The 25,637-nt window shown below is 53.6% G+C and carries 24 protein-coding genes; 10 read left to right on the top strand and 14 right to left on the bottom strand.

The window, feature by feature from the left end:
• Positions 1-18 precede the first annotated feature (18 nt).
• The gene (gene rhtB / locus ACO0U8_RS22070) at positions 19-639 is read right to left on the bottom strand and encodes a homoserine/homoserine lactone efflux protein (protein WP_421671632.1); all 621 of its coding nucleotides are present in this window, start codon (positions 637-639) and stop codon (positions 19-21) included.
• Between the two features lie 122 nt (positions 640-761).
• On the opposite strand from rhtB, the gene pldB reads away from it, so the two are divergent.
• Together pldB and yigL are read left to right on the top strand one after the other, a co-directional pair.
• Positions 762-1,754 carry a lysophospholipase L2 gene (gene pldB, locus ACO0U8_RS22065; protein WP_122096519.1) on the top strand — a complete coding sequence of 331 codons (993 nt, stop codon included), beginning with the start codon at positions 762-764 and terminating at the stop codon, positions 1,752-1,754.
• Between the two features lie 47 nt (positions 1,755-1,801).
• Entirely contained in the window at positions 1,802-2,611 is an 810-nt protein-coding gene (gene yigL / locus ACO0U8_RS22060) for a sugar/pyridoxal phosphate phosphatase YigL (protein WP_183850366.1), read from the top strand.
• Positions 2,612-2,670: 59 nt separating this feature from the next.
• Here the strand turns inward: yigL and ACO0U8_RS22055 are convergent, their stop codons facing one another.
• The 6 genes from ACO0U8_RS22055 to ACO0U8_RS22030 form a co-directional block, all read right to left on the bottom strand.
• Positions 2,671-3,585: a DUF1861 family protein gene (locus tag ACO0U8_RS22055; protein ID WP_421671631.1), complete on the bottom strand. Its 915-nt coding sequence runs from the start codon at positions 3,583-3,585 to the stop codon at positions 2,671-2,673.
• Complete coding sequence (locus ACO0U8_RS22050; protein ID WP_421671650.1) at positions 3,582-4,643, bottom strand: glycoside hydrolase family 130 protein; 1,062 nt, start codon at positions 4,641-4,643, stop codon at positions 3,582-3,584. Before ACO0U8_RS22050 ends, ACO0U8_RS22055 begins: the two co-directional genes overlap by 4 nt.
• Positions 4,630-6,180 carry an alpha-amylase family glycosyl hydrolase gene (locus ACO0U8_RS22045; protein WP_421671630.1) on the bottom strand — a complete coding sequence of 517 codons (1,551 nt, stop codon included), beginning with the start codon at positions 6,178-6,180 and terminating at the stop codon, positions 4,630-4,632. The genes ACO0U8_RS22050 and ACO0U8_RS22045 overlap by 14 nt, the downstream gene beginning before the upstream one ends.
• A gap of 12 nt (positions 6,181-6,192) precedes the next feature.
• Positions 6,193-6,978, bottom strand: coding sequence for a carbohydrate ABC transporter permease (locus ACO0U8_RS22040; RefSeq protein ID WP_421671649.1), 786 nt, complete (start codon positions 6,976-6,978; stop codon positions 6,193-6,195).
• A gap of 91 nt (positions 6,979-7,069) precedes the next feature.
• Positions 7,070-7,939 carry a carbohydrate ABC transporter permease gene (locus ACO0U8_RS22035; RefSeq protein ID WP_421671629.1) on the bottom strand — a complete coding sequence of 290 codons (870 nt, stop codon included), beginning with the start codon at positions 7,937-7,939 and terminating at the stop codon, positions 7,070-7,072.
• A 4-nt stretch (positions 7,940-7,943) separates the two neighbouring features.
• Positions 7,944-9,206, bottom strand: coding sequence for an ABC transporter substrate-binding protein (locus ACO0U8_RS22030; RefSeq protein WP_421671628.1), 1,263 nt, complete (start codon positions 9,204-9,206; stop codon positions 7,944-7,946).
• A gap of 286 nt (positions 9,207-9,492) precedes the next feature.
• Between ACO0U8_RS22030 and ACO0U8_RS22025 the strand changes: the two genes are divergently transcribed.
• Genes ACO0U8_RS22025 through ACO0U8_RS22015 form a run of 3 tightly spaced genes read left to right on the top strand, consistent with a single transcriptional unit; the run spans position 9,493 to position 13,046 of the window.
• A complete protein-coding gene (locus ACO0U8_RS22025) occupies positions 9,493-10,509 on the top strand; it encodes a LacI family DNA-binding transcriptional regulator (RefSeq protein ID WP_421671648.1) in 1,017 nt (338 codons plus the stop codon).
• A gap of 54 nt (positions 10,510-10,563) precedes the next feature.
• On the top strand, positions 10,564-11,928 hold the full coding sequence (locus tag ACO0U8_RS22020) for a phosphomannomutase CpsG (protein WP_421671627.1): 1,365 nt from the start codon (positions 10,564-10,566) through the stop codon (positions 11,926-11,928).
• 41 nt (positions 11,929-11,969) lie between these two features.
• Positions 11,970-13,046, top strand: a complete 1,077-nt coding sequence (locus tag ACO0U8_RS22015; protein WP_421671626.1) for an ABC transporter ATP-binding protein — start codon at positions 11,970-11,972, stop codon at positions 13,044-13,046.
• 49 nt (positions 13,047-13,095) lie between these two features.
• On the opposite strand, the gene glpT is transcribed toward ACO0U8_RS22015, so the two are convergent.
• From glpT to ACO0U8_RS22000, 3 genes are all read right to left on the bottom strand, one after another.
• The gene (glpT, locus tag ACO0U8_RS22010; RefSeq protein ID WP_421671625.1) at positions 13,096-14,448 is read right to left on the bottom strand and encodes a glycerol-3-phosphate transporter; all 1,353 of its coding nucleotides are present in this window, start codon (positions 14,446-14,448) and stop codon (positions 13,096-13,098) included.
• A gap of 216 nt (positions 14,449-14,664) precedes the next feature.
• Positions 14,665-15,222, bottom strand: coding sequence for a DcrB family lipoprotein (locus tag ACO0U8_RS22005; RefSeq protein WP_056772204.1), 558 nt, complete (start codon positions 15,220-15,222; stop codon positions 14,665-14,667).
• A gap of 149 nt (positions 15,223-15,371) precedes the next feature.
• Complete coding sequence (locus tag ACO0U8_RS22000) at positions 15,372-16,043, bottom strand: 7-cyano-7-deazaguanine/7-aminomethyl-7-deazaguanine transporter (RefSeq protein ID WP_183850380.1); 672 nt, start codon at positions 16,041-16,043, stop codon at positions 15,372-15,374.
• A 234-nt stretch (positions 16,044-16,277) separates the two neighbouring features.
• Here ACO0U8_RS22000 and tusA point away from each other — a divergent pair, with 234 nt between their 5' ends.
• Complete coding sequence (gene tusA, locus ACO0U8_RS21995) at positions 16,278-16,523, top strand: sulfurtransferase TusA (protein ID WP_056772199.1); 246 nt, start codon at positions 16,278-16,280, stop codon at positions 16,521-16,523.
• Positions 16,524-16,544: 21 nt separating this feature from the next.
• On the opposite strand, the gene ACO0U8_RS21990 is transcribed toward tusA, so the two are convergent.
• The 4 genes from ACO0U8_RS21990 to rsmD form a co-directional block, all read right to left on the bottom strand.
• Positions 16,545-18,887 carry a zinc/cadmium/mercury/lead-transporting ATPase gene (locus ACO0U8_RS21990; protein ID WP_421671624.1) on the bottom strand — a complete coding sequence of 781 codons (2,343 nt, stop codon included), beginning with the start codon at positions 18,885-18,887 and terminating at the stop codon, positions 16,545-16,547.
• A 115-nt stretch (positions 18,888-19,002) separates the two neighbouring features.
• Positions 19,003-19,629 carry a lysoplasmalogenase gene (locus ACO0U8_RS21985; protein WP_421671623.1) on the bottom strand — a complete coding sequence of 209 codons (627 nt, stop codon included), beginning with the start codon at positions 19,627-19,629 and terminating at the stop codon, positions 19,003-19,005.
• A gap of 207 nt (positions 19,630-19,836) precedes the next feature.
• Entirely contained in the window at positions 19,837-20,115 is a 279-nt protein-coding gene (locus tag ACO0U8_RS21980) for a DUF1145 family protein (protein ID WP_056772188.1), read from the bottom strand.
• A gap of 1 nt (position 20,116) precedes the next feature.
• On the bottom strand, positions 20,117-20,728 hold the full coding sequence (rsmD, locus tag ACO0U8_RS21975) for a 16S rRNA (guanine(966)-N(2))-methyltransferase (protein WP_056772185.1): 612 nt from the start codon (positions 20,726-20,728) through the stop codon (positions 20,117-20,119).
• Between the two features lie 226 nt (positions 20,729-20,954).
• Here rsmD and ftsY point away from each other — a divergent pair, with 226 nt between their 5' ends.
• The 4 genes from ftsY to rpoH all read left to right on the top strand — a co-directional run bounded on the left by ftsY (position 20,955) and on the right by rpoH (position 25,266).
• Complete coding sequence (gene ftsY / locus ACO0U8_RS21970) at positions 20,955-22,433, top strand: signal recognition particle-docking protein FtsY (RefSeq protein ID WP_421671622.1); 1,479 nt, start codon at positions 20,955-20,957, stop codon at positions 22,431-22,433.
• Between the two features lie 5 nt (positions 22,434-22,438).
• Positions 22,439-23,101 (top strand): cell division ATP-binding protein FtsE, encoded by a 663-nt coding sequence (gene ftsE, locus ACO0U8_RS21965; protein WP_056772179.1) that lies wholly within the window; start codon positions 22,439-22,441, stop codon positions 23,099-23,101.
• Entirely contained in the window at positions 23,101-24,081 is a 981-nt protein-coding gene (gene ftsX / locus ACO0U8_RS21960) for a permease-like cell division protein FtsX (protein WP_122096532.1), read from the top strand. The genes ftsE and ftsX overlap by 1 nt, the downstream gene beginning before the upstream one ends.
• Positions 24,082-24,408: 327 nt before the next feature.
• Entirely contained in the window at positions 24,409-25,266 is an 858-nt protein-coding gene (rpoH, locus tag ACO0U8_RS21955) for an RNA polymerase sigma factor RpoH (protein WP_056772172.1), read from the top strand.
• Positions 25,267-25,637 lie beyond the last annotated feature (371 nt).

The raw sequence follows: 25,637 nt of genomic DNA, 5'->3' as shown, positions 1-25,637 counted from the left end.
TTTTTGTATTCTTAACACTTACACCTTGCGGGCACTCGCCAGTAAAACCCCCACCAGCATAAACAGCGAGCCGAAAATGCGGTTCAGCAACTGCATTTGTTTCGGCGCTTTAACCCAACCGGCAATACGCGTTGCCAGCGTGGCGTAACCAATCATCACAATGATATCGACCACGACCGTAGTGACGCCGAGTACCACGTATTGCGCAGCCTGCGGCTGGTGAGGAATGATAAACTGTGGGAATAATGCGGCAAGAAACACTATGCTTTTGGGGTTGGTGAGGTTCACCAGAATGGCGCGTTTGAATAAACGGCGGCGCGGCATGCTGCTGGCGAGGGCGTTCAGGTCAATCGCCCCGGCAGAGCGCCACTGGCAGATGCCGAGCCAGATTAAGTAGGCTGCACCAAACCATTTGAGAAACTCAAAGGCCAGCAGCGAGGATGAGATCAGCGCGCCCAGCCCGACACCGACCAGCACGATATGGATCGTTAATCCCAGCTGTAAACCGGCGATTGACGCCACGGCGCCACGATAGCCATGGCTGATGCCCGTGCTCATTGTATTGATGGCACCGGAACCCGGAGAAAGACTTAAGATAGAAGTAGTGAGCAGGTAGGTTAACCACCAGTCCAGTGTCATTGCGAGACTCCCTGAATACGTTTTATGTTGTTTTGTGGCACAATACGCCATTGTCTGTCTTTGCGCTATAGCTCACAAATAACACTTTTCTCCTCTCTGCCTAACAATTTTGGATCAACTGAATGTCTGCGAATTACGCAAGGTGGTTAACACGTGAAAAGGAGTTTTCCGCCTTTGCTACCGGGCCGTTGCTCGATTTCTGGCGGCAGCGTGAGGAAGGTGAGTTTAACGGCGTTGACGATGTCCCGATCCGCTACGTCCGGTTCTGCTCTCCCGATCATGATAAAGTCATTATGGTGTCACCGGGGCGTATCGAAAGTTACGTAAAATACCCGGAAGTCGCCTACGATTTATTCCACTGTGGTTACGATGTGATGATTGTGGATCATCGCGGGCAGGGGCGTTCCGGCCGCATGCTGGACGATCCGCATTGCGGTCACGTTCAGCACTTTGACGATTACGTTGAAGATTTCGAACGCTTTTATCAGCTGGAGATTGCCCCACGTCAGTATGCGAAAAAGTTCGCACTGGCACACTCCATGGGCGGCGCGATCCTGGCGCTTTATCTGGCGAACAACCCGCAAAGTTTTGACGCGGCGGCACTGCTTGCGCCGATGACCGGCATCTATTTGCCGATGCCGGGCTGGATATCCCGCCGTATCCTCAACTGGGCGGAAAACCGTCCGGTGCGCCGCGACGGCTATGCGCTCGGTACCGGCCACTGGCGTCCGCTGCCGTTTGTGGTGAATCGCCTGACCCACAGCCGCGAGCGTTATCGTCGTAATCTGCGGTATTACGCGGATTATCCGGAACTGCAGGTCGGCGGGCCGACCTATCACTGGGTGCGTGAAGGCATTGACGCCGGGATGCATATCCTGAAAGAAGCGGAAAAAATCACCACACCGGTCCTTTTATTGCAGGCAAGCGAAGACCGCGTGGTCGATAACCGGTCGCACCTTGCTTTTTGTCAGGCCATGGCCGTGGCGGGTCACCCTTGTGAAGGGGATAAACCGCTGGTCATTGAAGGCGCGCGCCATGAGATCCTGTTCGAGCGGGACGACCTTCGGGCACAGGCGCTGGACGCTATCATGCGCTTTTTTGCGCGACAGCATTAATCCGCGGTTCGCCGCGCACAACTCCATCAGAGGTTAGAACCTACGCTATGTACCATGTTGTTGCTTCCGATTTAGATGGCACACTGCTATCACCTGACCATACCCTGAGCCCGTTCGCGAAAGAGACGCTGAAATTGCTGACCCAGCGCGACGTGCACTTCGTGTTCGCCACCGGGCGTCACCATATCGATGTGGCGCAGATGCGCGACAATCTCGACATCAGCGCATACATGATCACGTCAAACGGTGCGCGCGTGCATAACACCGACGGCGATCTGATTTTTTCGCACAATCTGGATGAAGACATCGCCAGAGATCTGTTCGGTATCATGCACAACAACCCGGATATTCTGACCAACGTCTATCGCAATGACGACTGGTACATGAACCGCGACCGTGCCGACCAGGACGATTTCTTCCGCGAATCAGTGTTCAAATACAAGCTCTATGAACCAGGCCTGCTGGAAACTGACGGCATCTGCAAAGTGTATTTCACCTGTGAAGATCACGAGAAATTGCTGCCGCTCGAAGAGGCGATCAACGCACGCTGGGGCGACCGCGTTAACGTCAGCTTCTCACTGCCGGTTTGTCTGGAAGTGATGGCGGGCGGCGTCTCGAAAGGTCATGCGCTTGAGTACGTATCAAAACTGATGGGTTATACGCTGAAAGACTGCATCGCCTTCGGTGATGGTCTGAATGACCTTGAAATGCTGACAATGGCCGGTAAAGGCTGCCTGATGAGCGGTTCATTGCCGCGCCTGAAAGCCGCCATGCCGGACGCAGAAATCATCGGTTCCAACGCCGATGACGCCGTACCGCATTACCTGCGCAAAATGTATTTGTCTGAAGATATCTGATCCGCGTGACCCCCGGACAAGGCTTTATGCCCTGTCCGGGGCACTTCTCTGCATACCTGTCATCTGAAAGGGTCATCAATCTCTGTCCATTGCGCTTCACAATCGCTGGTACCGCAATATAAGCGGGGCGCGGATGATGCTGTGAAGCACAGACCGCCGGGAAAAATGACGTCTTCCAGATCGGCGCGTTTGGCGGCACCGGGTTTGAACTGGCTGCGTTCAGCGATGATTTTCAGGGCTGAACAGTGGTGCGTCTGGCTGTTGAAAATAAACGAACAGGCGTAATAGTGCCGGTGCCCTTGCGCATCAAAACGGCCGACATGGCCCAGCACACCGACGCGATGCTCCTCAAGAACGTAAGCCGCATTCACGCCACACCATTCTTCGGCACTCACCTGCCCGTGTAATAACCTCGCCTGCGTCACGTTGTGCAGGGTCAGATCGTCGGGCGAATCCAGCAGGGTATAACCGATGGTGCCCCGCCCGCCGGTTTCCCCCTGCGGGCGGGTAAACAGCAACACTTTTCCGTCCGGTAAACCCACCGGACGGATGTCTTTCATGCCCTCCGGGCCGATGAAAAACAGGCGCAGGGAATAGATATCCGCGCCACGGTACAACAGGGTTTTCCAGTGCAGAATTTCACCGGTGTCTTCATCGGCTTCAACGCAGACTCCGCCAAAGATAAACTCCCCGTTGATACGGGTGAAAAACGGATCCTGTAAGGCGAAGACCGGCGCGTCCGGCAGTAATGTGCACTGACGGAAGCCATCAAATTCGAAAAAACGGATTTGCGATAATTCGGAGTGTCTTGGTTCGACGCGTGCGGCAATGACCATAAGGTCGCCGCAGCGAAACGGCGCGGTCAGGTTATAGACATCATGGTTACCCACACCGGAAAATTGAATTTTTTCTCCGGCGGGCAGCGGCAATTTCAGGTCATGAAATTGCCGCAATAAGGCGTCAATCGTGTTCACTGCGTCAATCCGAGATGCGCCCATAACGCATCGAGCGGCATGGTCGCCAGCGCAATACATTCATCGGCAGCGCCGTAGTAGATTTTCAGCACGTCCCGTTCCAGCAGCGCGCCGCAGGTAAAGACGACGTTGCCAAAAAATCCCTCTTTTTCATAAATGGCTTCCGGCTGTAAGAGGGGTTCAGAGGATTTGGCGAGGATGTTGAACGGATTATTCAGGTCGAGCAGCATCGCGCCGAGGCAATAACGCTGATCTTGGTCCACGCCGTGGTAAATCTGCAACCAGCCGCGCGCCGTTTTGATAAGCGGTGCGCCGCCGCCCAGTTTCAGCGCATCCCAGTCGCCGGACGCGCTGCCCAATAAATGCCGGTGATTGCCCCAGTGCAGCATGTCCGGAGACTCACAAATCCAGATCTCCGGCTTTCCGAAATGTTTCGGCGAAGGGCGGGTCAGCGCCTGATATTTGCCGTTGATTTTTTCCGGGAAGAAACAGACATCACGGTTGTCCGGGCAGAAAATCACGCCCTGTTTTTCCACGGTCACAAAATCAGGGGTGGTGGCCAGCGCGGTGGAAATGCCGTAAGGCGAAATGGCCGAATAGTTGATGTAAAAAATGCCGTCGATCAGCGTAATGCGCGGGTCTTCACAGCCAAACTGTTCGTATTGCGTATCGGCGGTCAAAAATGGCTGAGCATCCACCACAAAATCTTCGCCGTTCGTACTGCGCGCCAGACGCAGATGTGACATGGAGGTCAGCCAGATCACCGAAGGGTCAGCCTTCAGCGCAATCATTCTTGGGTCGCTGAAATCATAAGCCGGGTCATCGCGGTGAAAACGTTTGGTGCCTGCCTGCCAGACGTTGTGCTGATTCAGCAACAGCGGCACTTCCAGGCAGTTGGCGTCGGTCGATATCACGCTTTCCGCCACGCGAAGCAGCAGCAGGGTTTCCCCCTGATACGCACAGACGCCCGCATTAAACACGCAATCCACTTTCCAGCCGGGCTGAGACGGCACCACATCGGCGGGGGTTAACAGCGGGTTTTTATCACTTCGGATCATTTTCATGGTTTACCTTCTTGATAAGAATAGCGTTTTTTTCCAGCAGCGGTGCATCCGTGCCGAATAAGACGGGGTTGCCATCGCCGCAGCCTACGTTGGCGACCGGCGCGCCAAAATTGATCATCACTTCCAGACATTCCCCGGCCAGAAAGCGGCGAAATATCAGGCATTGTTTAAACAGTGTGAGGTACTCATAGCGGCCACGCTGAAGAGAGAGATGAGAATTTCTCAATTTAATCAGCTTCTTATAGATGTTCAGAATTGATGGTGAGTGCTTACTCTCAGTTTGAACGTTAATTTGTCCCTCACCGGCATCCGCGGGCGTCCAGGGAACGGGCAAACGGGAGGCATCGCGGCAAAAGGGTAATGCGTAAGTGAGCGCTTGCTTCTCGTCCATACCCCGTGAAATAGCGGCCTGATATTGCGTGATGCCCTGAATGTCCCGCATCTGCTGCACGCTCTGCGGGATGAAATCGGTCATGCCGATCTCTTCACCCTGATAGATAAAAGGCAGGCCGCTGGCGGTCATTTGCAGGGCGAAAACGGCCACGGCGCGCGAAACATCGCGGTGTGATTCGCCAAAACGGCTGATCATGCGTGACATATCGTGGCTGGAGAAAAAGAGCGTCGGTAATCCGGAAAGTGTCGCTTCCATCGCTTTCATTTCGGCGAAGATCGCTGCGATATCGAAGCGTTTCTGGCTGCCAAGGTTGAAATTGAATACCACGTCCAGCAGTTTTGGCCCCTGATAAGGGGCCATCACCGGTAACAGGTCACTGCCCACTTCACCAATCAGTAAAAACTCACCCTGTTCGCGGATGTGCTGGCAGAGTTTTCTCACCACATTCAGCACGCCAGGCTGATTGATATCGTTGTCGTGGGGCGGCTCTGCGCCCGGTGTGGCGGGCGGATGGTCTTCACCGATGCCGTCGGTGGTGAGAAAATTAATGACGTCAAAACGGAAGCCATCGACGCCGCGCGCGATCCAAAAATCGAAGATTTTTTTGATTTCATGCTCAACGGCAGGATTCGACCAGTTCAGGCAAACCTGCTGGGGCGAGAATTTATGGTAGTAACTGGCGGTTCCGCCGGGTTCCTGCGTCCAGGCCGGACCGCCGAAGAACGAGGTCCAGTTATTGATTTTTTCACGAAAGAAAAAGAAGTCGCGAAACGGGCTGTCGGGGTGACTGAGCGCCGCCTGGAACCACGGATGCTGATCTGAGACGTGATTGATCACCACGTCGATCACCAGCAAAATATCTCGCTGATGGCAGGCGGAAATAAGCGCATCGAACAGGGCCAGTGTGCCAAAGCGCGGGTCAACGGCGCAGTGATCGCTGATGTCGTAGCCATTATCCACCAGCGGAGAGGGATAGAACGGCGTAACCCAGATGCCGCCGATGCCCAGATCCGCCAGATAATCGAGCTTTGAAATCAGACCCAGAAAATCGCCCAATCCGTCCGCATTGCCGTCGCAAAACGACGGCAAATACACCTGATAAAATACCCGGTCCTGCCATGTCTTCAGGTTATTCATCCTTCATGCCTGCTATTTAAGTGAAAGCGACATCCCTTCCAGGAAATGCTTCCTGAAGAGAATAAACAACACCACGATCGGCAGGGTTTGTACCACTGACCCCGCCAGCACCGGCCCGACGTAAATGCCATACGACTTACTGAATGTCGCCAGCAGAACGGAAAGCGGCATTTTGTTGACGTCCTGCATGACAATCAGCGGCCAGAGGAAATTGTCCCAGGCGCTGGTAAACGTGAAAATCGCGACGATAGCCAGAATAGATTTATTGAGCGGCAGCATGACGTGGAGCAGAATTTTTATCAGACCGGCGTGATCTAATCTCGCGGCATGAATATAGTCATTCGGTGTGCCTTTAAAACTTTGGGATATCATAAATATCCCCCAGCCATTCATCACGAAAGGCAAAATAAGTGCGCCGTAGGAATTAATCATGCCCAGCTGACGGATTAATACAAAGTGGGGAATGATAAACATGAATACGGGAAACACCATTTGCAGAATCAGCAGGTTTTTAAAAATATCCCGTCCTCTGAATTCCATTTTTGCCAGTGCATAACCAATGAAAGAGGAGGTTAATGTGACGCAGACCGTAATGGTCAGCGTGATGAATATAGAGTTAAATAAAGTGCGCAGAAACGGTTTTTCCGCTTTATTTGTACCATCGAAAAGAAAGGCATAATTATCCAGCGACAGATGGCCGGAAAAAAGTGTTGTGGTATAAATGTCAGATGTCTTCTTAAACGATCCGATCAACATCCATAAATAGGGATATAACCAGGTTAATGCCAGAGAAAACATTAACAGGTGGATCACCACAGAACGGATGTTTATTTTTTGGCGATGCGTTAAGGCAGGTGCCGTATTTAACGTTTCCACAGGGTTGTCCTCATCATACGATCTCGATTTTCTTTTCCAGACACCGGCGCACGACCCAGATCAAAGAGAAACTGAACAGGGCGACAATGATGGACATAGTGGCCGCCCAGCTGGGTTGCATCTGCCGGAATGCGGCTTCGTACATCACCACCATCGGCGTGGTGGTGCTCTCCAGCGGACCGCCGCCGGTGATGAGATAAGGCTCGGTGAAAATACTGAATGCCACGGTAATGGCTAACACCAGTACCATCACGATCTGCGCATTCATCAGAGGAAGTGTGATATGCCATATTTTGCCAGCGCCGGACGTACGGTCGAGCTCGGCGGCGTCATAAATATCTTTCGGGATGGTGATAAGCCCGGAGTAAAAAATAAGGCCGTAATAACCCACGAACTTCCAGGTCACAATGAGCGCGATGGATAACATTGCCACGTCGGGGTGGGTAAACCAGGGCACATTTATGCCAAACCACGCCATCAGGAAATGGTTAACCGGTCCGGTTTCGCTAAACAGTTTGGAAAAAACAATAGAGTACGCCACGCCGGAAGAGACATTTGCCAGTAAAAAACTCAGTGCGACGAAAGCTTTACCATATTTAATTTTCCGTAATCCGAACGCGAATAATAATGAGGAGATAAACACTATCGGCAGATAATAAAGGAGAAACTTAAAGACGTTAAAGATTGACGTCCAGAACAAAGGGTTCTGCATAACGGCAATAATGTTTTTTACGCCGTTGAACGACGGTGTGCCAATAAATTTCCAGTCGGTAAAACTCAGCACGGCCAGCCAGATAAAAGGATAAAACCAGAATACCAGCGAATATCCCAGGTAACCGGAGGCCAAAAGGCCTCCGAGTGATGACTCTTTCACTTTGATCATCGCTTTACTGCCCCAGCGTGTTGTCGATCTCTTGGGAAGACGCCTGAATGACCTCGGGGATCGGGCTGTTTTTAAACACTAATTTTTCAATCATCTGGGTCATTGTCCGCTGGACTTCGACCGTTTTGGTGATCGGTGCCGGAGGAACCGCTTTCGGCACGAAGGAGGCAATAGCGTTCACTAACTCATGCTGTTGCAGGTAGCTTTTAAAGACAGGATTACTTTGCAGATCTTCACGCGCCGGCGGCATCCCGGTCAGCTCAAGCCAGCGCAGGTCATTTTTCGGATTGCTGTAAACCCATTGAATAAACTTCCAGGCATCGGGCTGGACCTTCGAGGTGCTGAACATCACCATCCCTTTGCTGTCAGCCATGGTGGCCGCCTCAGCGTCTCCGGTCAGTGTCGGCATCTGGCCGATACGGATGGTTTTTAGCACCTCAGGGAATTGTTTCTGATAGCGATCGATATCCCATGGTCCGCGCACGGCACCGAGCACGGTACCTGCCGCCAGCGGGTCGTCAGAGGCGGTGAAGTCGTAGCTGGTCCATTTGTTAGCGAACATTTTGTTGATGAAAGTGAGGGTCTGCACGCCCGCATCGTTATTAAAGGTGGCTTTGTTGTTCTGGATGTAAGGGCTGCCCTGTGAGGCGGCGTAATACAACGGGACAAAATCGAACCAGCGATCCCACCAGTTTTTGCCGCTGGTGATTTGCAGGCTGTAGCCTTTGTGGCTCTGCGTCATCCTTTCCGACAGCGTGTAAATCTCGTCATAAGTGACCGGTACATGATCGAAGCCATAGTCAGCCAGAAGGTCGCTTCTCCACCAGTAGACTATCGGGCTGATATAAATTGGAATGACGTTTTGCTGCCCGTCGAACTTCCACGAAGCCATTGCGTTGCCCATGTGACGGGTTTCGACGAGCGCCTGAAACCCTGGCATTTTGGAATAATCATTGAGCTGTTTAAGTTCAGTTAACTGTCTTGCGAAGCCGATAAATATATTGGTGGAAATATCAGGTTCAGTACCGGATGCCAGCGCATTCATAATCGCTTCTTCGGAACTTCCCGCCGCGGGAATAGGCGTGAATTCCACTTTTCTATTTGCCGGATTACTGTTCCATTCTTTGACAATTTCTCCCCAATACACTTCCTGAGTGACATTGGGCGCAACCCACATTTTTATACTCTGCTGATTTTTCTCTTCAGGTCCGCAACCTGATAACAATAACGCCATAGCCGTAAACGCAGCCAGTTTCATTGTTTTCATTATTTATTTCCTGTTTCCATTAGGTTGTAATTAATAATCCACAATTATACTTGCAGAGTATTCATATTATTATTTTATGGATGGATTTCTATTTAAACGCTAGCATGGACATTCAATGAATAAACGTTATAGCGGTCACATAAATGATTTTGTTTAACGTTAAACTTTATTGTCATTGTTCGTTGCAAAAGTATTTTTTCTGTGAGTATATATTGTCGAATTGATAAAGTTGAGCCGGGCTCTGTTCCATTATTAAAAGCGTTTTGGAGTTTTTAAACTGCGCAAGATAACATTGAAGTCAATTGCCGAAGAATTAGGTGTCACGCACACCACGGTATCTAATGCATTTAATCATCCGGGGAAGTTATCTGAATCATTAAGAAAAAGAATAATAGATTATGCGCATTCCGTTAACTTTTACGGACCTGACAATATCGGGCGCGCATTGCGCACCGGCAGGTCGGATGCCATAGGGATTATTTTTAATGACACGCTCAGTTATGTGTTTACAGACAGCCATGACGTACAGCTGATGCAGGGAATTGCCGCAAAATGCGACCGGGAAGGGGTCAGTATCATATTGATTCCGTTGCATAACGGTCAGGGAGCGCTGGCCGGTGTGATCAATACGGCGGTGGATGGTTATATTCTGAATGCCACGCACAATAACGATCACATTATCGCCAAGGCGTTGTCGAAGAATCTGCCTGTAGTGACGACTGATTTTAAAATTCCGCCGCACAGCAGCGTTTCCATTGATAACTACAAGGCGATGCAGGAGGTTTGCCAGCATCTGCTTGAAAAAGGCCACCGCGAATTTGGGATTATTTCTTTCCCTTCATTGCAGGGGCGCAAGGGCGTTAATCCCTTAAGTGAAGAGATAACCGGGGATAATGACGTCATGATCACCCGGGTGAAATCCTGTGTGGATAAGTTTCTGAGTCGGAATATTAATCTGGATAAATGTTTTCTTTGTGAAACCGCCCACCATGAAGAATCTGGAGAAATGGCCGCGGAGACATTGCTAAAAAGTAACCCGAAGATAACGGCATTAATTTGCCTGTCGGATCGTTTTGCGCTGGGCGCAATCACGTATTGCCGGAAAGCAGGGTTACGTATTCCGCAAGACATTGCTATTACCGGTTTCGATAATATTCCCCGGTCAGATAATGAGATTGCGCTCACTACCGTGGCGCAGGATCCGGTTAAAAAAGGAGAGATTGCCGCCACTTTGTTGCTGGAGGGAAACAAAAACATTCACCACGATCTTGAATTTACGTTAATTATACGTGGCTCTACCTGATATATGGCGGGGCCATAAAGACGAAAGTAATTATGTCTGTTTTCAGGATGAAATATGGCCTTATTAACCTGTTTTACCGCTTACGATATCCGCGGCATTCTTGGCGCCGAACTTAACGAGGATATTGCTTACCGCATCGGTTGCGCCTTTGCCCATTTTTATCACCCTGAACGGGTGGTGCTCGGCCATGATATTCGCCTGACCTCACCGTCTCTCAAACTGGCCGTCGCGTGCGGGCTGCGCGATCAGGGCGTCGGCGTGATCGATATCGGAATGACCGGCAGTGAAGAGGTTTATTTTGCCACCCGCTATTTTCGGGCGGATGGCGGCATTCAGATCACGGCCAGTCATAATCCGGCCAATTATAACGGCATGAAACTGGTTGGCCGGGATGCCAGGCCGGTCAGCAGCGATAACGGTTTGCATGAAATTCAGGCTCTGGCCGAAAATCATCATTTCTCTGGCACAGCGCAGGCCGGTTTTTATCAGCAATGTTCAAACCGCAGCGCGTATCTTGATCACCTGCTCAGTTATTTAACGTTGCCTTTTGGGCGCCCCCTGCGTGTGGTGGTGAATGCCGGCAACGGCGCAGCAGGCCCGACGCTGGATGCGCTGGAGCAGGCCTTCCAGTCGCGCAACATCCCGCTGACACTGATTAAAATTCACCATGAGCCGGACGGCGCCTTCCCCCACGGTATTCCGAATCCTATGCTGCCTGAAAACCGCCACGCGACTCAGGCTGCCATACGCCTGCATCAGGCGGATATCGGTATTGCATGGGATGGCGATTTTGATCGCTGCTTCATTTTTGATGAGCAGGGGGACTACGTTGAAGCCTATTACATCGTCGGCATGCTGGCGGCGCAGTTTCTGCAACGCTCGCCCGGCGAGAAGATCATTCACGATCCCCGCCTGATCTGGAATACCCGTGACATTGTCGCTGCCCGTCAGGGCATCGCCGTGGAAACAAAAACCGGCCATGCCTTTATGAAGGAAAGAATGCGCAGCGAAAACGCCATCTATGGCGGCGAGATGAGCGCGCACCACTATTTCCGCGATTTTGGCTATTGCGACAGCGGAATGATCCCCGCCTTGCTGATGTTGCAACATCTCAGCAAATCCGGCCAGAAAATGTCCGGTCTGATTGCCGCCCGTAAAGCGCTTTTCCCGGTATCCGGCGAGATAAATCTCACCGTCAGCCAGCCCGCAGAAGCCATCCGCCGTGTGCGTGAGCATTATGCCAGCCAGGCCGTGACGGTCAGCGTCGTTGACGGGCTGAGTATGGAATTCGAACGGTGGCGGTTTAATTTGCGCGCTTCCAATACGGAACCGCTTTTACGCCTCAATGTTGAAACCCGTCACTCCACGGCGTTACTTGCCGAAAGTACCCGGGCACTGCTGGCGCTGGCAGGGGAGTAATTCCTCGTATCGCGCTCCCTTTGGTTTGAAAGGACAACGTTATGTCAGGCTTAACGCTCAAAAATATCAAAAAGTATTATGACAAAATCACCGTCATTGCCGATTTGTCGCTGGAGATCCGTTCCGGTGAATTTCTGGTGCTGGTCGGCCCCTCAGGCTGCGGGAAATCGACGTTGCTGCGCCTGATTGCCGGGCTGGATCAGCTCAGCGCCGGCACTGTCTGCATCGGGGAAACCGACGTCACCGGGTTGCCCGCCGGAAAACGCGGACTGTCGATGGTATTTCAGTCCTACGCACTCTATCCGCACATGACCGTCAGGCAGAATCTGGCTTTTGGCCTGAAGAATATCCGCACGCCGCCGGAAGAAATCGCGCGACGCATTCAGGAGGCTGCGCTGATTTTACGTCTCGACGAGATGCTTGATCGCTTACCGCAACATCTTTCCGGGGGACAACGTCAGCGCGTGGCGATTGGCCGCTCTATTGTCCAGCAGCCGAAAGTGTTTTTGTTTGATGAGCCGTTGTCGAATCTTGACGCCGCACTGCGCGTACAGATGCGACAGGAAATCAGTCAGCTGCATAGCCGCCTGAAAAATACCATGATTTACGTGACCCACGATCAGGTCGAGGCGATGACGCTGGCCGACAGGATTGTGGTGCTTAATCAGGGCAATATTGAGCAAATCGGCACGCCGGTTGAGCTTTATAACCATCCCGCCAGCCTTTTTGTTGCCGGTTTTATTGGCACGCCGAAAATCAATGTGATCCCGGCGCAGGTCGTTGGCCGCCAGCTTCGGGTTAACGGGCAGCCGCTGTTTCCGCTGGGGGATAAATTCCCGGCGGCGCAGGACGGACAAAGGGTGTCGCTCGCCATCCGCCCCGAGCTGTTACGCCTGGAGGAAGCGACAGATCATGGGTTTGACGTTGTGGTCGATTTTACGGAACTTCAGGGGGATTCGACGCTGGTGTACGCAACATTTGGTGAGCACGCCCTGAAGATGAAATCGTCGAAACAGCTTTCGTTTCCCCGCCATACCGCCCTCAGGTTCGGGTTTAATGCCGCCAGTGTTTTACTGTTTGATGCACAGGGAAAGCGGATCCCACAGGCCATGGCGTAGAAAACCAAAAGGCACCCAGGGGTGCCTTTTGGCTGCCGGTGATCCTCAATCAGGCACTTTTAGCCAGCTGCGCTTTGTGTTTGTTTTCACTGAGCATGGTCAGAACCAGCAGCAGCACGGCCAGCACACAACCGGCGATCATCACGATAAAACCGCCGTCCCAGCCGAAGTAATCCACGGTGTAACCGACAATCGCACTGGCGGCGACCGAGCCACCAAGATAACCAAACAGACCGGTGAAACCTGCCGCGGTGCCCGCTGCTTTTTTCGGTGCCAGCTCCAGCGCGTGTAAACCAATCAGCATCACCGGGCCATAAATCAGGAAGCCGATGGTGATCATGCAGGCCATATCAATGCCCGGATTGCCGACCGGGTTCAGCCAGTACACGACGGTGGCGATGGTCACCAGCACCATAAAGAACACGCCGGTTGCGCCGCGATTCCCTTTGAAGACTTTGTCCGACATCCAGCCGCACAGCAGCGTCCCCGGGATCCCCGCATATTCATACAGGAAGTATGCCCATGAGGATTTATCCAGCGCGAAATGCTTCACTTCTTTCAGGTAAGTCGGTGACCAGTCGAGGATGCCGTAGCGCAGCAGGTAAACAAATACGTTTGCCAGCGCGATATACCACAGCAGTTTGTTCGGCAAAATGTACTGCATGAAAATCTGTTTCGCGGTCAGTTCCTGCTCAGCCGATTCTTTCACGTAGTCCGGCGGATAGTCGTTTTTATACTCTTCAATCGGCGGTAAACCGCAGGACTGCGGGGTATCGCGCATGGTCATGAAGGCAAATACGGCCAGCAGGATCGCGCCGAAAGCAGGCATGTACAACGCTGCGTGCCAGTCGTTAAACCACGCCATCCCGAGCAGGAACAGCAGCGGAGGAATACCGCCGCCGACGTTATGTGCGCAGTTCCATACCGATACCACGCCGCCGCGTTCTTTCTGTGACCACCAGTGAACCATGGTGCGTCCGCACGGCGGCCAGCCCATTCCCTGGAACCAGCCACACAGGAACAGCAAAACAAACATGATGGCAATGCTTGAGGTTGCCCACGGCACGAAGCCCATAAACAGCATCACAGCCGCAGCCAGAATCAAACCGGCGGGCAGAAACATGCGCGGATTCGAGCGGTCTGATACCGACCCCATAATGAATTTTGAGATGCCGTACGCAATAGAAATACCGGATAACGCAAAACCGAGATCGCCACGGGAGAAGCCCTGATCGATCAGGTACGGCATGGCCAGTGCGAAGTTTTTGCGCACCAGATAATAGGCGGCGTAACCGAAGAAAATCCCCATGAAAATCTGCCAGCGGAGACGGCGATAAAGCGGGTCGACGTGGTTTTCATCCACGGGAGCTTTGTGTGGTGCGGGTTTGAAAATACTGAGCATACATGCCTCCGATGGCATAAATCAGGTCTGACTCGTCATGAGCAAGTGTGTTCTAAAACGAACATCATGTTAGCGGTTTGCGCGCAAACGAACTGTGAGTTATGACAGAATTGTTACATTTTTATTACGGAGGTGCGTGCGGAGAAGCAAAGTGGCTGACGGAGATAAAAAAAAGCGGAGCCTGAGCTCCGCCTGAGGGTGTCACTGACCCTGAATTTACTGCACTTTCAGCGTATTGATAATGGCTTCTGCATCAGCCTGCGCCTGCTGCTGATTGTCGGCTGGCAGAGTAATTTGCAGCGTCAGCAAATGGCTGTCCACTTTACCCAGCACGATTGAAGAATAGGCTTTCTGACCGGCCGAGGTGATGACGCTGTCGTACTGCTGCATGGTCTGTCCGTTAACCTGAATCGATTTGTTGGTCACGACCTGCAAGTTGGTATCACGGGCTTTTTGCTGATCCTGCAAACGGGCAGTCAGCACTTCCAGCGATTCCGTGGTGTTATCGCCGAGGATCACAATCACCGCTTTCTGACCGGTGCTGTCAGCATACACGTGCATGTTGTTTGCCTGCGTGCCCAGCTTACCGCTCTGGTCGCTCATTCCCTGCGGCAGGGAGAAAGTCACTTTCCCATCCAGCAGGCTGACTGGCGCGGTTGTCGCGGCGGCGGCGGCGGCTTTATTGGCATCCGGTGCATCAGTGGACTTCCCGTCACACGCAGCCAGACCGGCGATCAGTACTGCCATTCCCATCATTTTAGCGAAGTTACGCATCGGGCTTCCTTAAGTGACCTGTTTATCAGGCTGAGATGTTGATTTAACGGCCTTATGGCAACCTATTCACGCCACAAATGCAAGTCAGATTATGGCGCGATTTTTGTTTTTAGCGAGGTGAGCGGGGAGCCATTTGCCCCCGCGAATTTTCAGTGCGCGCGCAGGGCCGGGTGGTCGTGATTTCCCTGTGCGGACAAACGCCTGAGCAGCATGTTCAGCAGCATGCCGTACATCGGCAGGAAGAACACCAGACAGATCAGCACTTTGAACGTGTAATCCACCATCGCGATTTCCACCCAATGCTGGGCCATAAACGCATCGCTGCTTTTGTAGAAGGCGATAAAGAAAAACGACAGCGTGTCGCTGATGTTGCCGAGGAACATCGAGGCGACCGGCGCTATCCACCAGCGGCGGTTCTGGCGCAGGCGGTTAAACACGTGAACGTCGAGAATTTGCCCCAGCACATACGCCATAAAACTGGCGGTGGCGATACGCGCGACCATGATATTCAGGCTGCTGAGCGCTTGTGCACCCTGCCATTGCGCTTCAAAGAACAGCGCGGAAATCACGTAGGAGATCGCCAGTGCCGGCACCATCACCGACAAAATAATGCGTCGCGCCAGCGGAGCACCAAAAATACGGACGGTCAGATCGGTGGCCAGAAAAATAAACGGAAAGGTGAACGCGCCCCAGGTGGTGTGGAAACCAAAAATGGAGACGGGCAACTGAACCAGATAGTTACTGGAGGTGATGATGGCGATGTGGAATAGCGAAAGCCATATCAGCGCGGAAAACCGCTGCTGAGCAGTAAAAGAGTACATAGATGTGACCTTTTTAGTGAATTGGGGTGAGGGAACCCAAGAATATTGTGACTTTTCGCGCCGATAATTCGGTGCGGCGCGCATAGTACCTGTTTGCGCACCGTTTGCGCAACAGATCCAACGGTTAATTTTAGCGCAATGAGCCGCGTGAGTTGCACCAGAAATTCTGCGGGTTAAACTGTTGGCCTTTGCCAGACAACCGCGCATTCCTGCACCCAGATGTTGAGAAACGAAATGAACGATCCCTTTATCAACCCGGACCATCAGCTTGATGCGCTGGGCCTGCGTTGCCCGGAACCCGTAATGATGGTTCGCAAAGCGGTACGCACCATGAAAGACGGGGAAACCCTGTTGATCGTCGCCGATGATCCGGCAACCACCCGCGATATTCCGGGTTTCTGCCGCTTTATGGAGCACAGGTTGCTGGCGTCCGATACCGAAAACCTGCCGTACCGCTATCTGCTGTGCAAAGGGCTGTAGACCAAACCCAGCCCGACATCCTTAACGTGATTTATTGCGCAACAACCGTAAGGCGTTAGCCGTGACAAGCGCCGTTGCGCCGGAATCGGCCAGCACCGCCAGCCACAATCCGGTCAGCCCCATAATGGTGGTGACCAGGAATATCGCTTTCAGCCCCAGCGCAATGGTGATGTTCTGACGGATATTGGCCCGTGTGGCGCGTGACAGGCTGATCATCTGTGCCAGCCCGCTCAGACGGTTGTGCGTCAGCGCGGCATCGGCGGTTTCCAGTGCCACGTCGGTGCCGCTGCCCATGGCAATACCGATAGTGGCGGCTTTCATCGCCGGCGCATCGTTAATCCCGTCACCGACCATCGCTACCGGTTTAACGGCATTCAGCGCGGTCACCGCCGAGACTTTATCCGCCGGCAGCAGGCCCGCCCGGAATTCGATGCCCAGCCGGTCAGCGATAGTTTTCGCCGCGCGCGGGTTGTCGCCGGTCAGCATTACCGCAGAAACCCCGAGCGCCTGCAGATCGCGCAGCGCCTCAACAGCATCTTCCCGCAGCCGGTCCTGCATCGCCACCAGACCGATCGCCTGTGCGTCCTGCATCACCACTACCACGGTTTTACCTTCAGATTCCCAGCCCGTAATTTGCGTGGTGGCGTCCGTACTCAGCACGCCTGGCGCCACACGCACAGGAGCCAGTACCTGGATCCTTCTGCCTGAGACAACGCCTTCCACACCGGAACCGGCCAGCGCTCGGCGGTCCTGAGCGGTTATCGGCAACGGATTGTGTTCTCGCGCACGCGCTAAAATCGCCTGCGCCAGCGGGTGGTGGGAGCCTTCTTCCACCGCCGCCGCGAGGCTTAACACTTCGCCTTCGCTGGCGCCGTTAAGCACCTGCACATGGGTCACTTCCGGTTTACCTTCAGTCAGCGTACCGGTTTTATCCAGCGCCACGGTTTCGATCAGCGCCAGCTGCTCAAGCGCAGCACCGCCTTTGATCAGCGCACCCTGACGCGTCGCCGCTGCCAGCCCGGAGGTGATCGCCGCCGGTGTTGAAATCACCAGCGCGCAAGGGCAGCCTATCAGCAGTAACGTCAGGCCGCGATAAATCCACGTATCCCAGGAAAGCCCCATCGCCAGCGGTGGAATGATGATGACCAGCAGCGACATCAGCATAATGACAGGTGTGTAATAGCGGCTGAAGGTATCAAGGAAGCGCTCGATCGGCGCGCGTCGCTCATCGGCTTCTTCGATAAGTTGCAAAATGCGGTCAATGGCGCTGTTGCCGGGGGCGGAAGCCACTTCCAGACGGGCCAGACGATCAACGCACAGGCTGCCCGCCGGGACTTTCTCGCCGGGCTGACGTTCGACGGGCACGGACTCGCCGGTCAGGGCGCTTTCATCGAAACTGGCCGCGCTGTGCAGCACCGCATCGGCAGGCAGACGTCCGCCTGCGGCGATTTCAATCATATCGCCGGGACGCAGGCTGGCGACCGGTACGGATTCCGTTTTGCCCTCATTCACGCGAACGGCGGTATCGGGTATCAGCGCCATCAGCGCTTTTACGCCGCTGCGCGCACGGCTGGCGGCAAATGACTCGAGGCGTTCGCCGACCATAAACAACAGCAGCACCATGGCGGCTTCGGCGGTTGCGCCAATAAACAGCGCACCCAGTGCCGCAATGCTCATCAGGGTTTCTATGGCAAACGGCGATCCGGCGCGGGTCTGGCGAATCGCCTGACGCAGCACCGGCCACAGGCCGACCAGCGTGGTGGCGATAAACGCAATTTCACCGGCCTGAGGATTGACGCTGTCGAGTATCCAGCTCAGCAGCATCAGCGCCGAAAGCGCCAGCAGCGGCAGATATTCTTTCAGCCATGATTCGTCCTGCGCGGGAGGATTCTGGCTTTTATCCAAAGATTGCAGGGTGAACCCTGCGCCGGTGACGGCTTGCAGCACGTTTTGCGAGATGTCGTGGCTGGCGTCAATCACCAGTTTTTCGGTGGCAAACAGCACTTTTGCATGGCTGACGCCCTTCAGGCCGGAAACGGCATTTTCAATTTTGCGTGCACAGGCCGGGCAGTCCATGCCTTCGACGCGCCAGCTGTATTGCTGGTTTCCGGGAAGAGGCGCGCTGGGATCATCTTCACCCGGTGAACTTTCCGTGCCGCTGTCGTCAGAACAGTGTGCGTGTTCCGCTGTTTTAGGCGTGCAGCAGGTGCCGGCAGAGGCCGCCAGCGGGGCGCTTTCACTGCAACATCCGGCAGGGGGAGTGCCTGCGGGGGAAAGGGTGCTGATTTTAGTGATATGCAACGCCGGGGTATGTTTGCCCTGGCAACCGCACTGACACATGTTCGTTCTTTTAAGGGGGATCATAGAGCCTCCGGTTTCAAACCGAGTGGAATTACACCCAGTCTAAACGTTGGAGTCAGCTCTAAGGTCAAGAAGTATTTAACTCGCGGAACCTGAACGGTTCCGCGGGTGAAGGGATTTAAAGATACAGCGACCGGACAATCAGGAAGTGCCCGCCGAAATAGCAGGCGGCGACCAGGCCGTCGGCGGCGCGGAATTTAAAGCGGTAGCGGCTGACAAGCCAGAAAATATTACCCAGCAGCAGCAGCACTGTGCCGCAGAACAGCGAGAACGCCATGTCGGTGCTGCGCGCAAAATACTGTTCGCCTGCCAGCCAGACCATCAGCAGCGTCATGGCGATGTAAGTGGTCACTGCCCATTTGAGTTCGGCCAGTCGCGTCCAGATCACCGCAAGAAGTATTGCGCCGATCACCAGCAACGTCAGCGGCAGTGGCCAGAAGAAGGTAATGGTCATCTGGCTGGCGAAACTCAGCGTATAGAGCAGATGCGACAGGAAGAACGCCCCGATGGCGTACATAAAGCGTTCTTCAGGCAGCAGCAGCAGACCGTCTGCCACCAGCGTTGCCGCCAGACCCAGCAGGATCAGATAGCTGTAAACATTCAGCGTGGGCGCCTGCCATGCCAGTAACAGCAGCAGCAACAGGGTGACAGGTTTGAAGACCCAGCGTTGCCAGCGCAGGCCGCGGTAACTGGCATCAACGAACAACCAGCCGGAGAAAAATACAGCGAGGAATGGCCAACTCATTGTTTATCCTTTTATCTTTCAGAACAGAACATAAAACCGATGCAAGGTCTGCCTTCGGGAAAACACATCCTGTTTTCCGGTACTTGCTTTCAGTGTAGGAGAGAGGGCGCACCGGCGACAATCAGAAATCCCCGTAACGGCAGGTTTGGTGACCGTGGGTTTAGGAAGGGGGCGTTTACGGCGCAGAGCACGCCGTAAAAGCAGGCATTACTTTTTGCCCGGCATCGGTGGCTGTTTTTTCTGCCATGCCATCAGTTCAAACACGCCAAACAGGAAAATGCGCGTTTGCAGCCACGGGCCGATGGTGTCTTTGTCCTTGCCCTGCGTGGCTTTCAGCAGCATGACCTGCAGGCCGTGCATGAAAAACATGAACACAATCGCCACATCCAGAAAATATTTGATCGGCTTAGGGAACGGGTGGATCAGGTTAAACGCCAGAAACCCCCAGATACATAACATCAACAACCGACCAATATTGATCAACATCTTACTGCTCCTGTTCAGGTGAGCCGGTTTCAGGCGTCACATCGCGATGGTAAAGGCGATAAGCAACTTGTCCGGCGACTTTCTCACGGTGTAACCGCCAGCTGGCGGGCACGTCCAGAGTGTCGTGCTCGGCTTCTGTTTCGACATAAATCCAGGCCTCATCGGCCAGCCACTGATTCTGCTCAAGCAGATTCAGGGTGTCTTGCAGAATGCCTTTGCGAAAAGGCGGATCGAGGAAAACCACGTCAAAGGCATTCCCGGCTTTTGCCAGCCAGTTCAATGTGTTGACGTTGAATACTTTCGCATCTTTGGCGTTTAGCAGCGCCAGGTTTTTCTCTAACTGTTGTGCAACCGGGCGTTCAAACTCGAGCAGTGTGGCGCTGGCGGCGTAGCGTGACAACGCTTCCAGACCCAGTGCGCCGCTGCCTGCAAAACAGTCCAGACAATGCGCGCCCTGTAAAACCGGTGCGAGCCAGTTGAACAGCGTTTCGCGCACGCGATCGGTGGTCGGACGTAGCCCCGGGCTGTGTGGAACCGGAAGTTTGCGTCCGCGCCACAGGCCGCCAATAATGCGTATCTGGCCTGCTGCGGGCGTGTTAGGTTTCTTTGCCATAGTTCACTTCAGTAATCCGAAGCCGTCGGGCTTCGTTGCATATCGTTTGGAGGGCTATTCTACCGGTGTGCGGGCAATGGGCAAATGTTTAACATTGGCGATTGAAAAACCAGCGGAATTCAACACACGGGCGTGTTGCCGGAAGGGGAAAGTGATAGACTGCCCGATCATAACCCTATTAATAATCCGTTCGCCAATCATTAGCGGCGAGGAGTGAAGTTGTAAAATGGCAAAAGACAAAAAACGCGGTTTCTTCTCCTGGTTTGGCCGTGGCCGTCAGGAAGAAGAGCAGCAGAAAGAAGAAACACGCGAAGAACTGCCGGTTGTCGAAGAGCCCGGCGTCCCCGTTGAACCGGAGCCGGTCACTGAACCCGAGCCGGTTATCGAGCCTGAACCTCTTAAAGAACCTGAGCCAGAGGTCAGGGAGCCTGAACCTTTAGCCGCCGCTGAGGAACTGGCAGACGACATCGTTCACATCACCGAACAGGTTGCTGCTAAGCCGGTGGTGGCGGAAGAAACCGCCGTACCTGAGCCGGTCGTCATTGAAGCTGAAATCGAAGAGCCGATCATTATTGCCGCGCCGGTGGTGGAAGAGCCGGTGGTGCAGGAATCGCAGATTGTTGAAGACGAATTCGTCGAGTCAGCCGCCGAGATGGCAGAAGACGCCCGCGAAGACGTTCTTGATGCCATCGACGACAGCGTGGCGGTTGACGATGAACCGCTTGTGGCGCTGGAGCCGATCGTTGTGCTGCCCGCCGGTGAAACCGAGCAGGAACGCCCGACCAAAGAAGGCTTCTTCGCCCGTCTCAAACGCAGTCTGGTCAAAACCCGTCAGAATCTGGGCTCCGGTTTTGTCGGCCTGTTCCGTGGTAAGAAAATCGACGACGAGCTGTTTGAGGAGCTGGAAGAACAGCTGCTGATCGCCGACGTTGGCGTCGAAACCACGCGCAAAATCATCACTTCCCTGACCGAGCACGCTTCCCGTAAGCAGCTGAAAGACGCGGATGCGCTTTACGGCAAGCTGAAGGAAGAAATGTCCGAAATTCTGTCAAAAGTGGAACAGCCACTGGATGTCAGCGGGAAAACCCCGTATGTCATTCTGATGGTGGGCGTAAACGGCGTGGGTAAAACCACCACCATCGGTAAGATGGCGCGTCAGTTCCAGGCGCAGGGCAAATCAGTGATGCTTGCCGCAGGCGATACCTTCCGCGCCGCGGCGGTTGAACAGTTGCAGGTCTGGGGTCAGCGTAACAAGATCCCGGTGATTGCTCAGCAAACCGGTGCAGATTCAGCTTCGGTGATTTTTGATGCCATTCAGGCAGCCAAAGCCCGTAACGTCGACGTGTTGATCGCTGATACCGCAGGCCGCCTGCAAAATAAAGCGCATCTGATGGAAGAGCTGAAGAAAATCGTCCGTGTGATGAAGAAGCTCGACGAAGATGCTCCGCATGAGGTTATGCTGACGCTTGACGCCAGTACCGGCCAGAATGCCGTCAGCCAGGCGAAATTGTTTAACGAAGCGGTCGGGCTAACCGGCATTACGTTGACTAAACTGGACGGCACCGCGAAAGGCGGCGTGATATTCGCCATCGCCGATCAGTTCAGCATTCCGATTCGTTATATCGGGGTCGGCGAAGGTATCGAAGATTTAAGGCCGTTTAAGGCAGACGATTTTATTGAGGCACTTTTTGCCCGAGAGGATTAATACGGATGATTCGCTTTGAACAGGTCAGTAAAGCTTATCTGGGCGGACGACAGGCGCTTCAGGGCGTCAATTTTCACATCCAGCAAGCGGAAATGGCATTTCTGACCGGTCACTCTGGCGCGGGTAAAAGTACCCTGCTGAAGCTGATTTGCGGTATTGAGCGTCCCAGCGCCGGACAGATTTTGTTTGGCGGCCACGACATCAGCCGCCTGAAATCCAGTGAAGTGCCGTTCCTGCGTCGTCAGATTGGTATGATCTTCCAGGACCACCATCTGCTGATGGATCGCACGGTGTATGACAACGTGGCGATGCCGCTGATTATCGCCGGTGCGAGCACCGAAGATATTCGCCGGCGCGTCTCGGCAGCGCTGGATAAAGTCGGGTTGTTGGATAAAGCCAAAAATCTGCCCATCCAGCTGTCTGGTGGTGAACAACAGCGTGTGGGCATTGCCCGCGCGGTGGTCAACAAGCCTGCGGTGCTGCTGGCGGATGAACCGACCGGTAACCTCGACGGCGAACTGTCGGAAGGTATCTTGCGTTTATTCGAAGAATTTAACCGGGTTGGCGTTACCGTACTGATGGCAACGCACGACGTGGGTCTGATTGCCCGTCGTAATTACCGCACGCTGACGCTGAGTCAGGGGCGTATGTCGGGAGGAATGTACTGATGGCGAACAGCCCAAACCCGACAAAAACCGCAAAAAGCGCCCGCGCCGCCAAAAGTAAGGCGTTGCAGGGCGGCTGGCGTGAACAGTGGCGCTATGCGTGGATGAATGCGCTGGCCGACATGCTGCGTCAGCCTTTGGCGACGCTGCTGACGGTGATGGTGATCGCCATTTCCCTGACGTTGCCGAGCGTGTGCTATCTGGTGTGGAAAAACGTCAGTACGGCGGCAGAGCAGTGGTATCCCACGCCACAGCTGACGGTGTATCTCGACAAAGCGCTGGACGACAACGCCGCGGAAAACGTGGTGAAAACCCTCAAAACCGAAGCGGGCGTGGACAAGGTTAACTATCTGTCGCGCGAAGAAGCGATGGGTGAGTTCCGTAACTGGTCAGGTTTTGGCGGTGCAATGGATATGCTTGAGCAAAATCCGCTGCCCGCTGTGGCGATCATTACGCCGAAAATGAATTTCCAGGACTCCGCCACACTCAACACCCTGCGCGATCGCGTAGCAGCGGTACAGGGCGTGGATGAAGTGCGTATGGATGACAGCTGGTTTGCCCGTCTGGCGGCGCTGACGGGGCTGGTCGGGCAGATTGCTGCGATGATCGGCATCCTGATGGTCATTGCCGTATTCCTGGTCATTGGTAACAGTGTGCGTCTGAGCATCTTCAGCCGCCGCGATACCATCAACGTGATGAAGCTGATTGGCGCAACCGATGGATTCATTTTGCGGCCGTTCCTTAACGGTGGCGCGATGCTTGGATTTACCGGCGCATTACTCTCGCTGATCCTCTCGGAAGTGCTGGTGCTGCGCCTTGAGAGCGTGGTGACGCAGGTCGCGCAAGTCTTCGGTACCACCTTTGATCTTCACGGTCTGGGCTGGGATGAAAGTCTGCTGTTGCTCCTGATTTCTGCGATGATCGGCTGGATCGCCGCCTGGCTGGCAACGGTTCAACATTTACGGCGATTTACACCACAGTAGCGTTTTTTTGCTATAATCTCCCCCTGCTGCTCAAGAATTGTGTTTCAGGGGGAGAGCCGCTTCATCTCATCTTCATTCTCTTTCCTGCTTTCCCTCAATGGCACAAATTCACTATCCAATAGTCAGTCTGTCACTTACAGTCTTCAGACTGTTGAATCTGCCCCTGAACTTTTTGTAAAATTCGTGGTCGAAAAGCAGCGAATATGAAGGGCTCGGCGTTGCTTTGTTGTGGTCAGATTGTGTTTCAATTTAGGCCAGCAACAGGGCGGTATCATCCCGCAGCAACGTGGTATAAAACCTGCATTACGTCATACATGAGAGGCTTGAATGACCAAAGAAATGCGCACTTTAGCACTGGTACCCCAAGGTAGCCTGGAAGCCTATGTTCGGGCGGCCAATGCCTATCCTATGCTGACCGCAGAGGAAGAACGGGCACTGGCTGAACGGCTGCATTACGACGGTGACCTGGAAGCGGCTAAACACCTGATCCTGTCTCACCTGCGCTTTGTTGCTCACATTGCCCGCAACTATTCAGGTTACGGTTTGCCACAGGCGGACCTTATCCAGGAAGGTAACATCGGCCTGATGAAAGCGGTTCGCCGTTTTAATCCGGAAGTGGGTGTACGTCTGGTGTCCTTTGCGGTGCACTGGATCAAAGCCGAAATTCACGAATATGTGCTGCGTAACTGGCGCATCGTGAAAGTCGCCACCACCAAAGCGCAGCGTAAGCTGTTCTTCAACCTGCGTAAAAACAAACAGCGTCTGGGCTGGTTCAGCCACGACGAAGTGGAGCACGTTGCCCGCGAACTGGGCGTGACCAGCAAAGATGTGCTGGAAATGGAATCGCGCATGGCCGCACAGGACATGACGTTTGACCCAACGCCGGATGACGAACCACGCGACGGCGCGGCGATGGCACCGATGTTGTATCTGCAAGATAAGAGTTCTGACTTCGCAGAAACCATCGAAGAAGATAACTGGGATCAGGACGCGACCGACAAACTTTCCTCAGCAATGGAAGGTCTGGACGAGCGCAGCCAGGATATCATTCGTGCACGCTGGTTAGATGACGATAACAAATCGACTTTGCAGGAGCTTGCCGACAAGTACGGCGTGTCCGCAGAGCGTGTTCGTCAGCTGGAAAAGAACGCGATGAAAAAACTGCGTGTGGCGATCGAAGCCTGATACGGCGTTTCATCAAGAATACGTCACCTTCGGGTTAAAAAGCTGGTCACTTCGGTGGCCAGTTTTTTTTTGCCCCTATTCCACAGCTCCCTCCGCTCTGAAAAATCCCCCTTTTCAACATCCTGACTTCTTTGCCTGACGTAATGATTTCTCCCCCGATCTTTCAGTCAATCCTGCGCTCTTTTACAGAGGCATAGTCCTGTCCGAAGAGAGAAATATATAACCTATATAAAAAAACTATTAATTAGAAATCAAATATTCTGTATATTAATATATTCTCTAAGAATATTATTTTACTTAAGATCGTCGATCGGTTTGATCGAGTAAATATTCTGTAACTGCATAAAACTACTGCTTATTTGATTATTAGA

This window comes from Rahnella sp. EDr1-12 (assembly GCF_049206505.1).
GTDB classification, from domain to species: domain Bacteria; phylum Pseudomonadota; class Gammaproteobacteria; order Enterobacterales; family Enterobacteriaceae; genus Rahnella; species Rahnella rivi.
Note: the sequence above shows the minus strand (reverse complement) of the source record. Positions and strands in the feature narration are given on the sequence as shown.

What these genes read in the sequence shown, in the direction of transcription:
- ACO0U8_RS22050 (WP_421671650.1), bottom strand. Translation starts at nt 4,643, where the DNA reads ATGATCCGAAGTGATAAAAACCCGCTGTTAACCCCCGCCGATGTGGTG.
- ACO0U8_RS22005 (WP_056772204.1), bottom strand. Translation starts at nt 15,222, where the DNA reads ATGCGTAACTTCGCTAAAATGATGGGAATGGCAGTACTGATCGCCGGT.
- rsmD (WP_056772185.1), bottom strand. Translation starts at nt 20,728, where the DNA reads ATGGCAAAGAAACCTAACACGCCCGCAGCAGGCCAGATACGCATTATT.
- ACO0U8_RS22015 (WP_421671626.1), top strand. Translation starts at nt 11,970, where the DNA reads ATGTCAGGCTTAACGCTCAAAAATATCAAAAAGTATTATGACAAAATC.
- ftsX (WP_122096532.1), top strand. Translation starts at nt 23,101, where the DNA reads ATGGCGAACAGCCCAAACCCGACAAAAACCGCAAAAAGCGCCCGCGCC.
- ACO0U8_RS21985 (WP_421671623.1), bottom strand. Translation starts at nt 19,629, where the DNA reads ATGAGTTGGCCATTCCTCGCTGTATTTTTCTCCGGCTGGTTGTTCGTT.
- glpT (WP_421671625.1), bottom strand. Translation starts at nt 14,448, where the DNA reads ATGCTCAGTATTTTCAAACCCGCACCACACAAAGCTCCCGTGGATGAA.
- ACO0U8_RS22020 (WP_421671627.1), top strand. Translation starts at nt 10,564, where the DNA reads ATGGCCTTATTAACCTGTTTTACCGCTTACGATATCCGCGGCATTCTT.
- ftsY (WP_421671622.1), top strand. Translation starts at nt 20,955, where the DNA reads ATGGCAAAAGACAAAAAACGCGGTTTCTTCTCCTGGTTTGGCCGTGGC.
- rhtB (WP_421671632.1), bottom strand. Translation starts at nt 639, where the DNA reads ATGACACTGGACTGGTGGTTAACCTACCTGCTCACTACTTCTATCTTA.
- ACO0U8_RS22030 (WP_421671628.1), bottom strand. Translation starts at nt 9,206, where the DNA reads ATGAAAACAATGAAACTGGCTGCGTTTACGGCTATGGCGTTATTGTTA.
- tusA (WP_056772199.1), top strand. Translation starts at nt 16,278, where the DNA reads ATGAACGATCCCTTTATCAACCCGGACCATCAGCTTGATGCGCTGGGC.
- ACO0U8_RS22000 (WP_183850380.1), bottom strand. Translation starts at nt 16,043, where the DNA reads ATGTACTCTTTTACTGCTCAGCAGCGGTTTTCCGCGCTGATATGGCTT.
- ACO0U8_RS21980 (WP_056772188.1), bottom strand. Translation starts at nt 20,115, where the DNA reads ATGTTGATCAATATTGGTCGGTTGTTGATGTTATGTATCTGGGGGTTT.
- rpoH (WP_056772172.1), top strand. Translation starts at nt 24,409, where the DNA reads ATGACCAAAGAAATGCGCACTTTAGCACTGGTACCCCAAGGTAGCCTG.
- ACO0U8_RS22035 (WP_421671629.1), bottom strand. Translation starts at nt 7,939, where the DNA reads ATGATCAAAGTGAAAGAGTCATCACTCGGAGGCCTTTTGGCCTCCGGT.
- ACO0U8_RS22045 (WP_421671630.1), bottom strand. Translation starts at nt 6,180, where the DNA reads ATGAATAACCTGAAGACATGGCAGGACCGGGTATTTTATCAGGTGTAT.
- ftsE (WP_056772179.1), top strand. Translation starts at nt 22,439, where the DNA reads ATGATTCGCTTTGAACAGGTCAGTAAAGCTTATCTGGGCGGACGACAG.
- ACO0U8_RS22040 (WP_421671649.1), bottom strand. Translation starts at nt 6,978, where the DNA reads ATGTTTTCTCTGGCATTAACCTGGTTATATCCCTATTTATGGATGTTG.
- yigL (WP_183850366.1), top strand. Translation starts at nt 1,802, where the DNA reads ATGTACCATGTTGTTGCTTCCGATTTAGATGGCACACTGCTATCACCT.
- ACO0U8_RS21990 (WP_421671624.1), bottom strand. Translation starts at nt 18,887, where the DNA reads ATGATCCCCCTTAAAAGAACGAACATGTGTCAGTGCGGTTGCCAGGGC.
- pldB (WP_122096519.1), top strand. Translation starts at nt 762, where the DNA reads ATGTCTGCGAATTACGCAAGGTGGTTAACACGTGAAAAGGAGTTTTCC.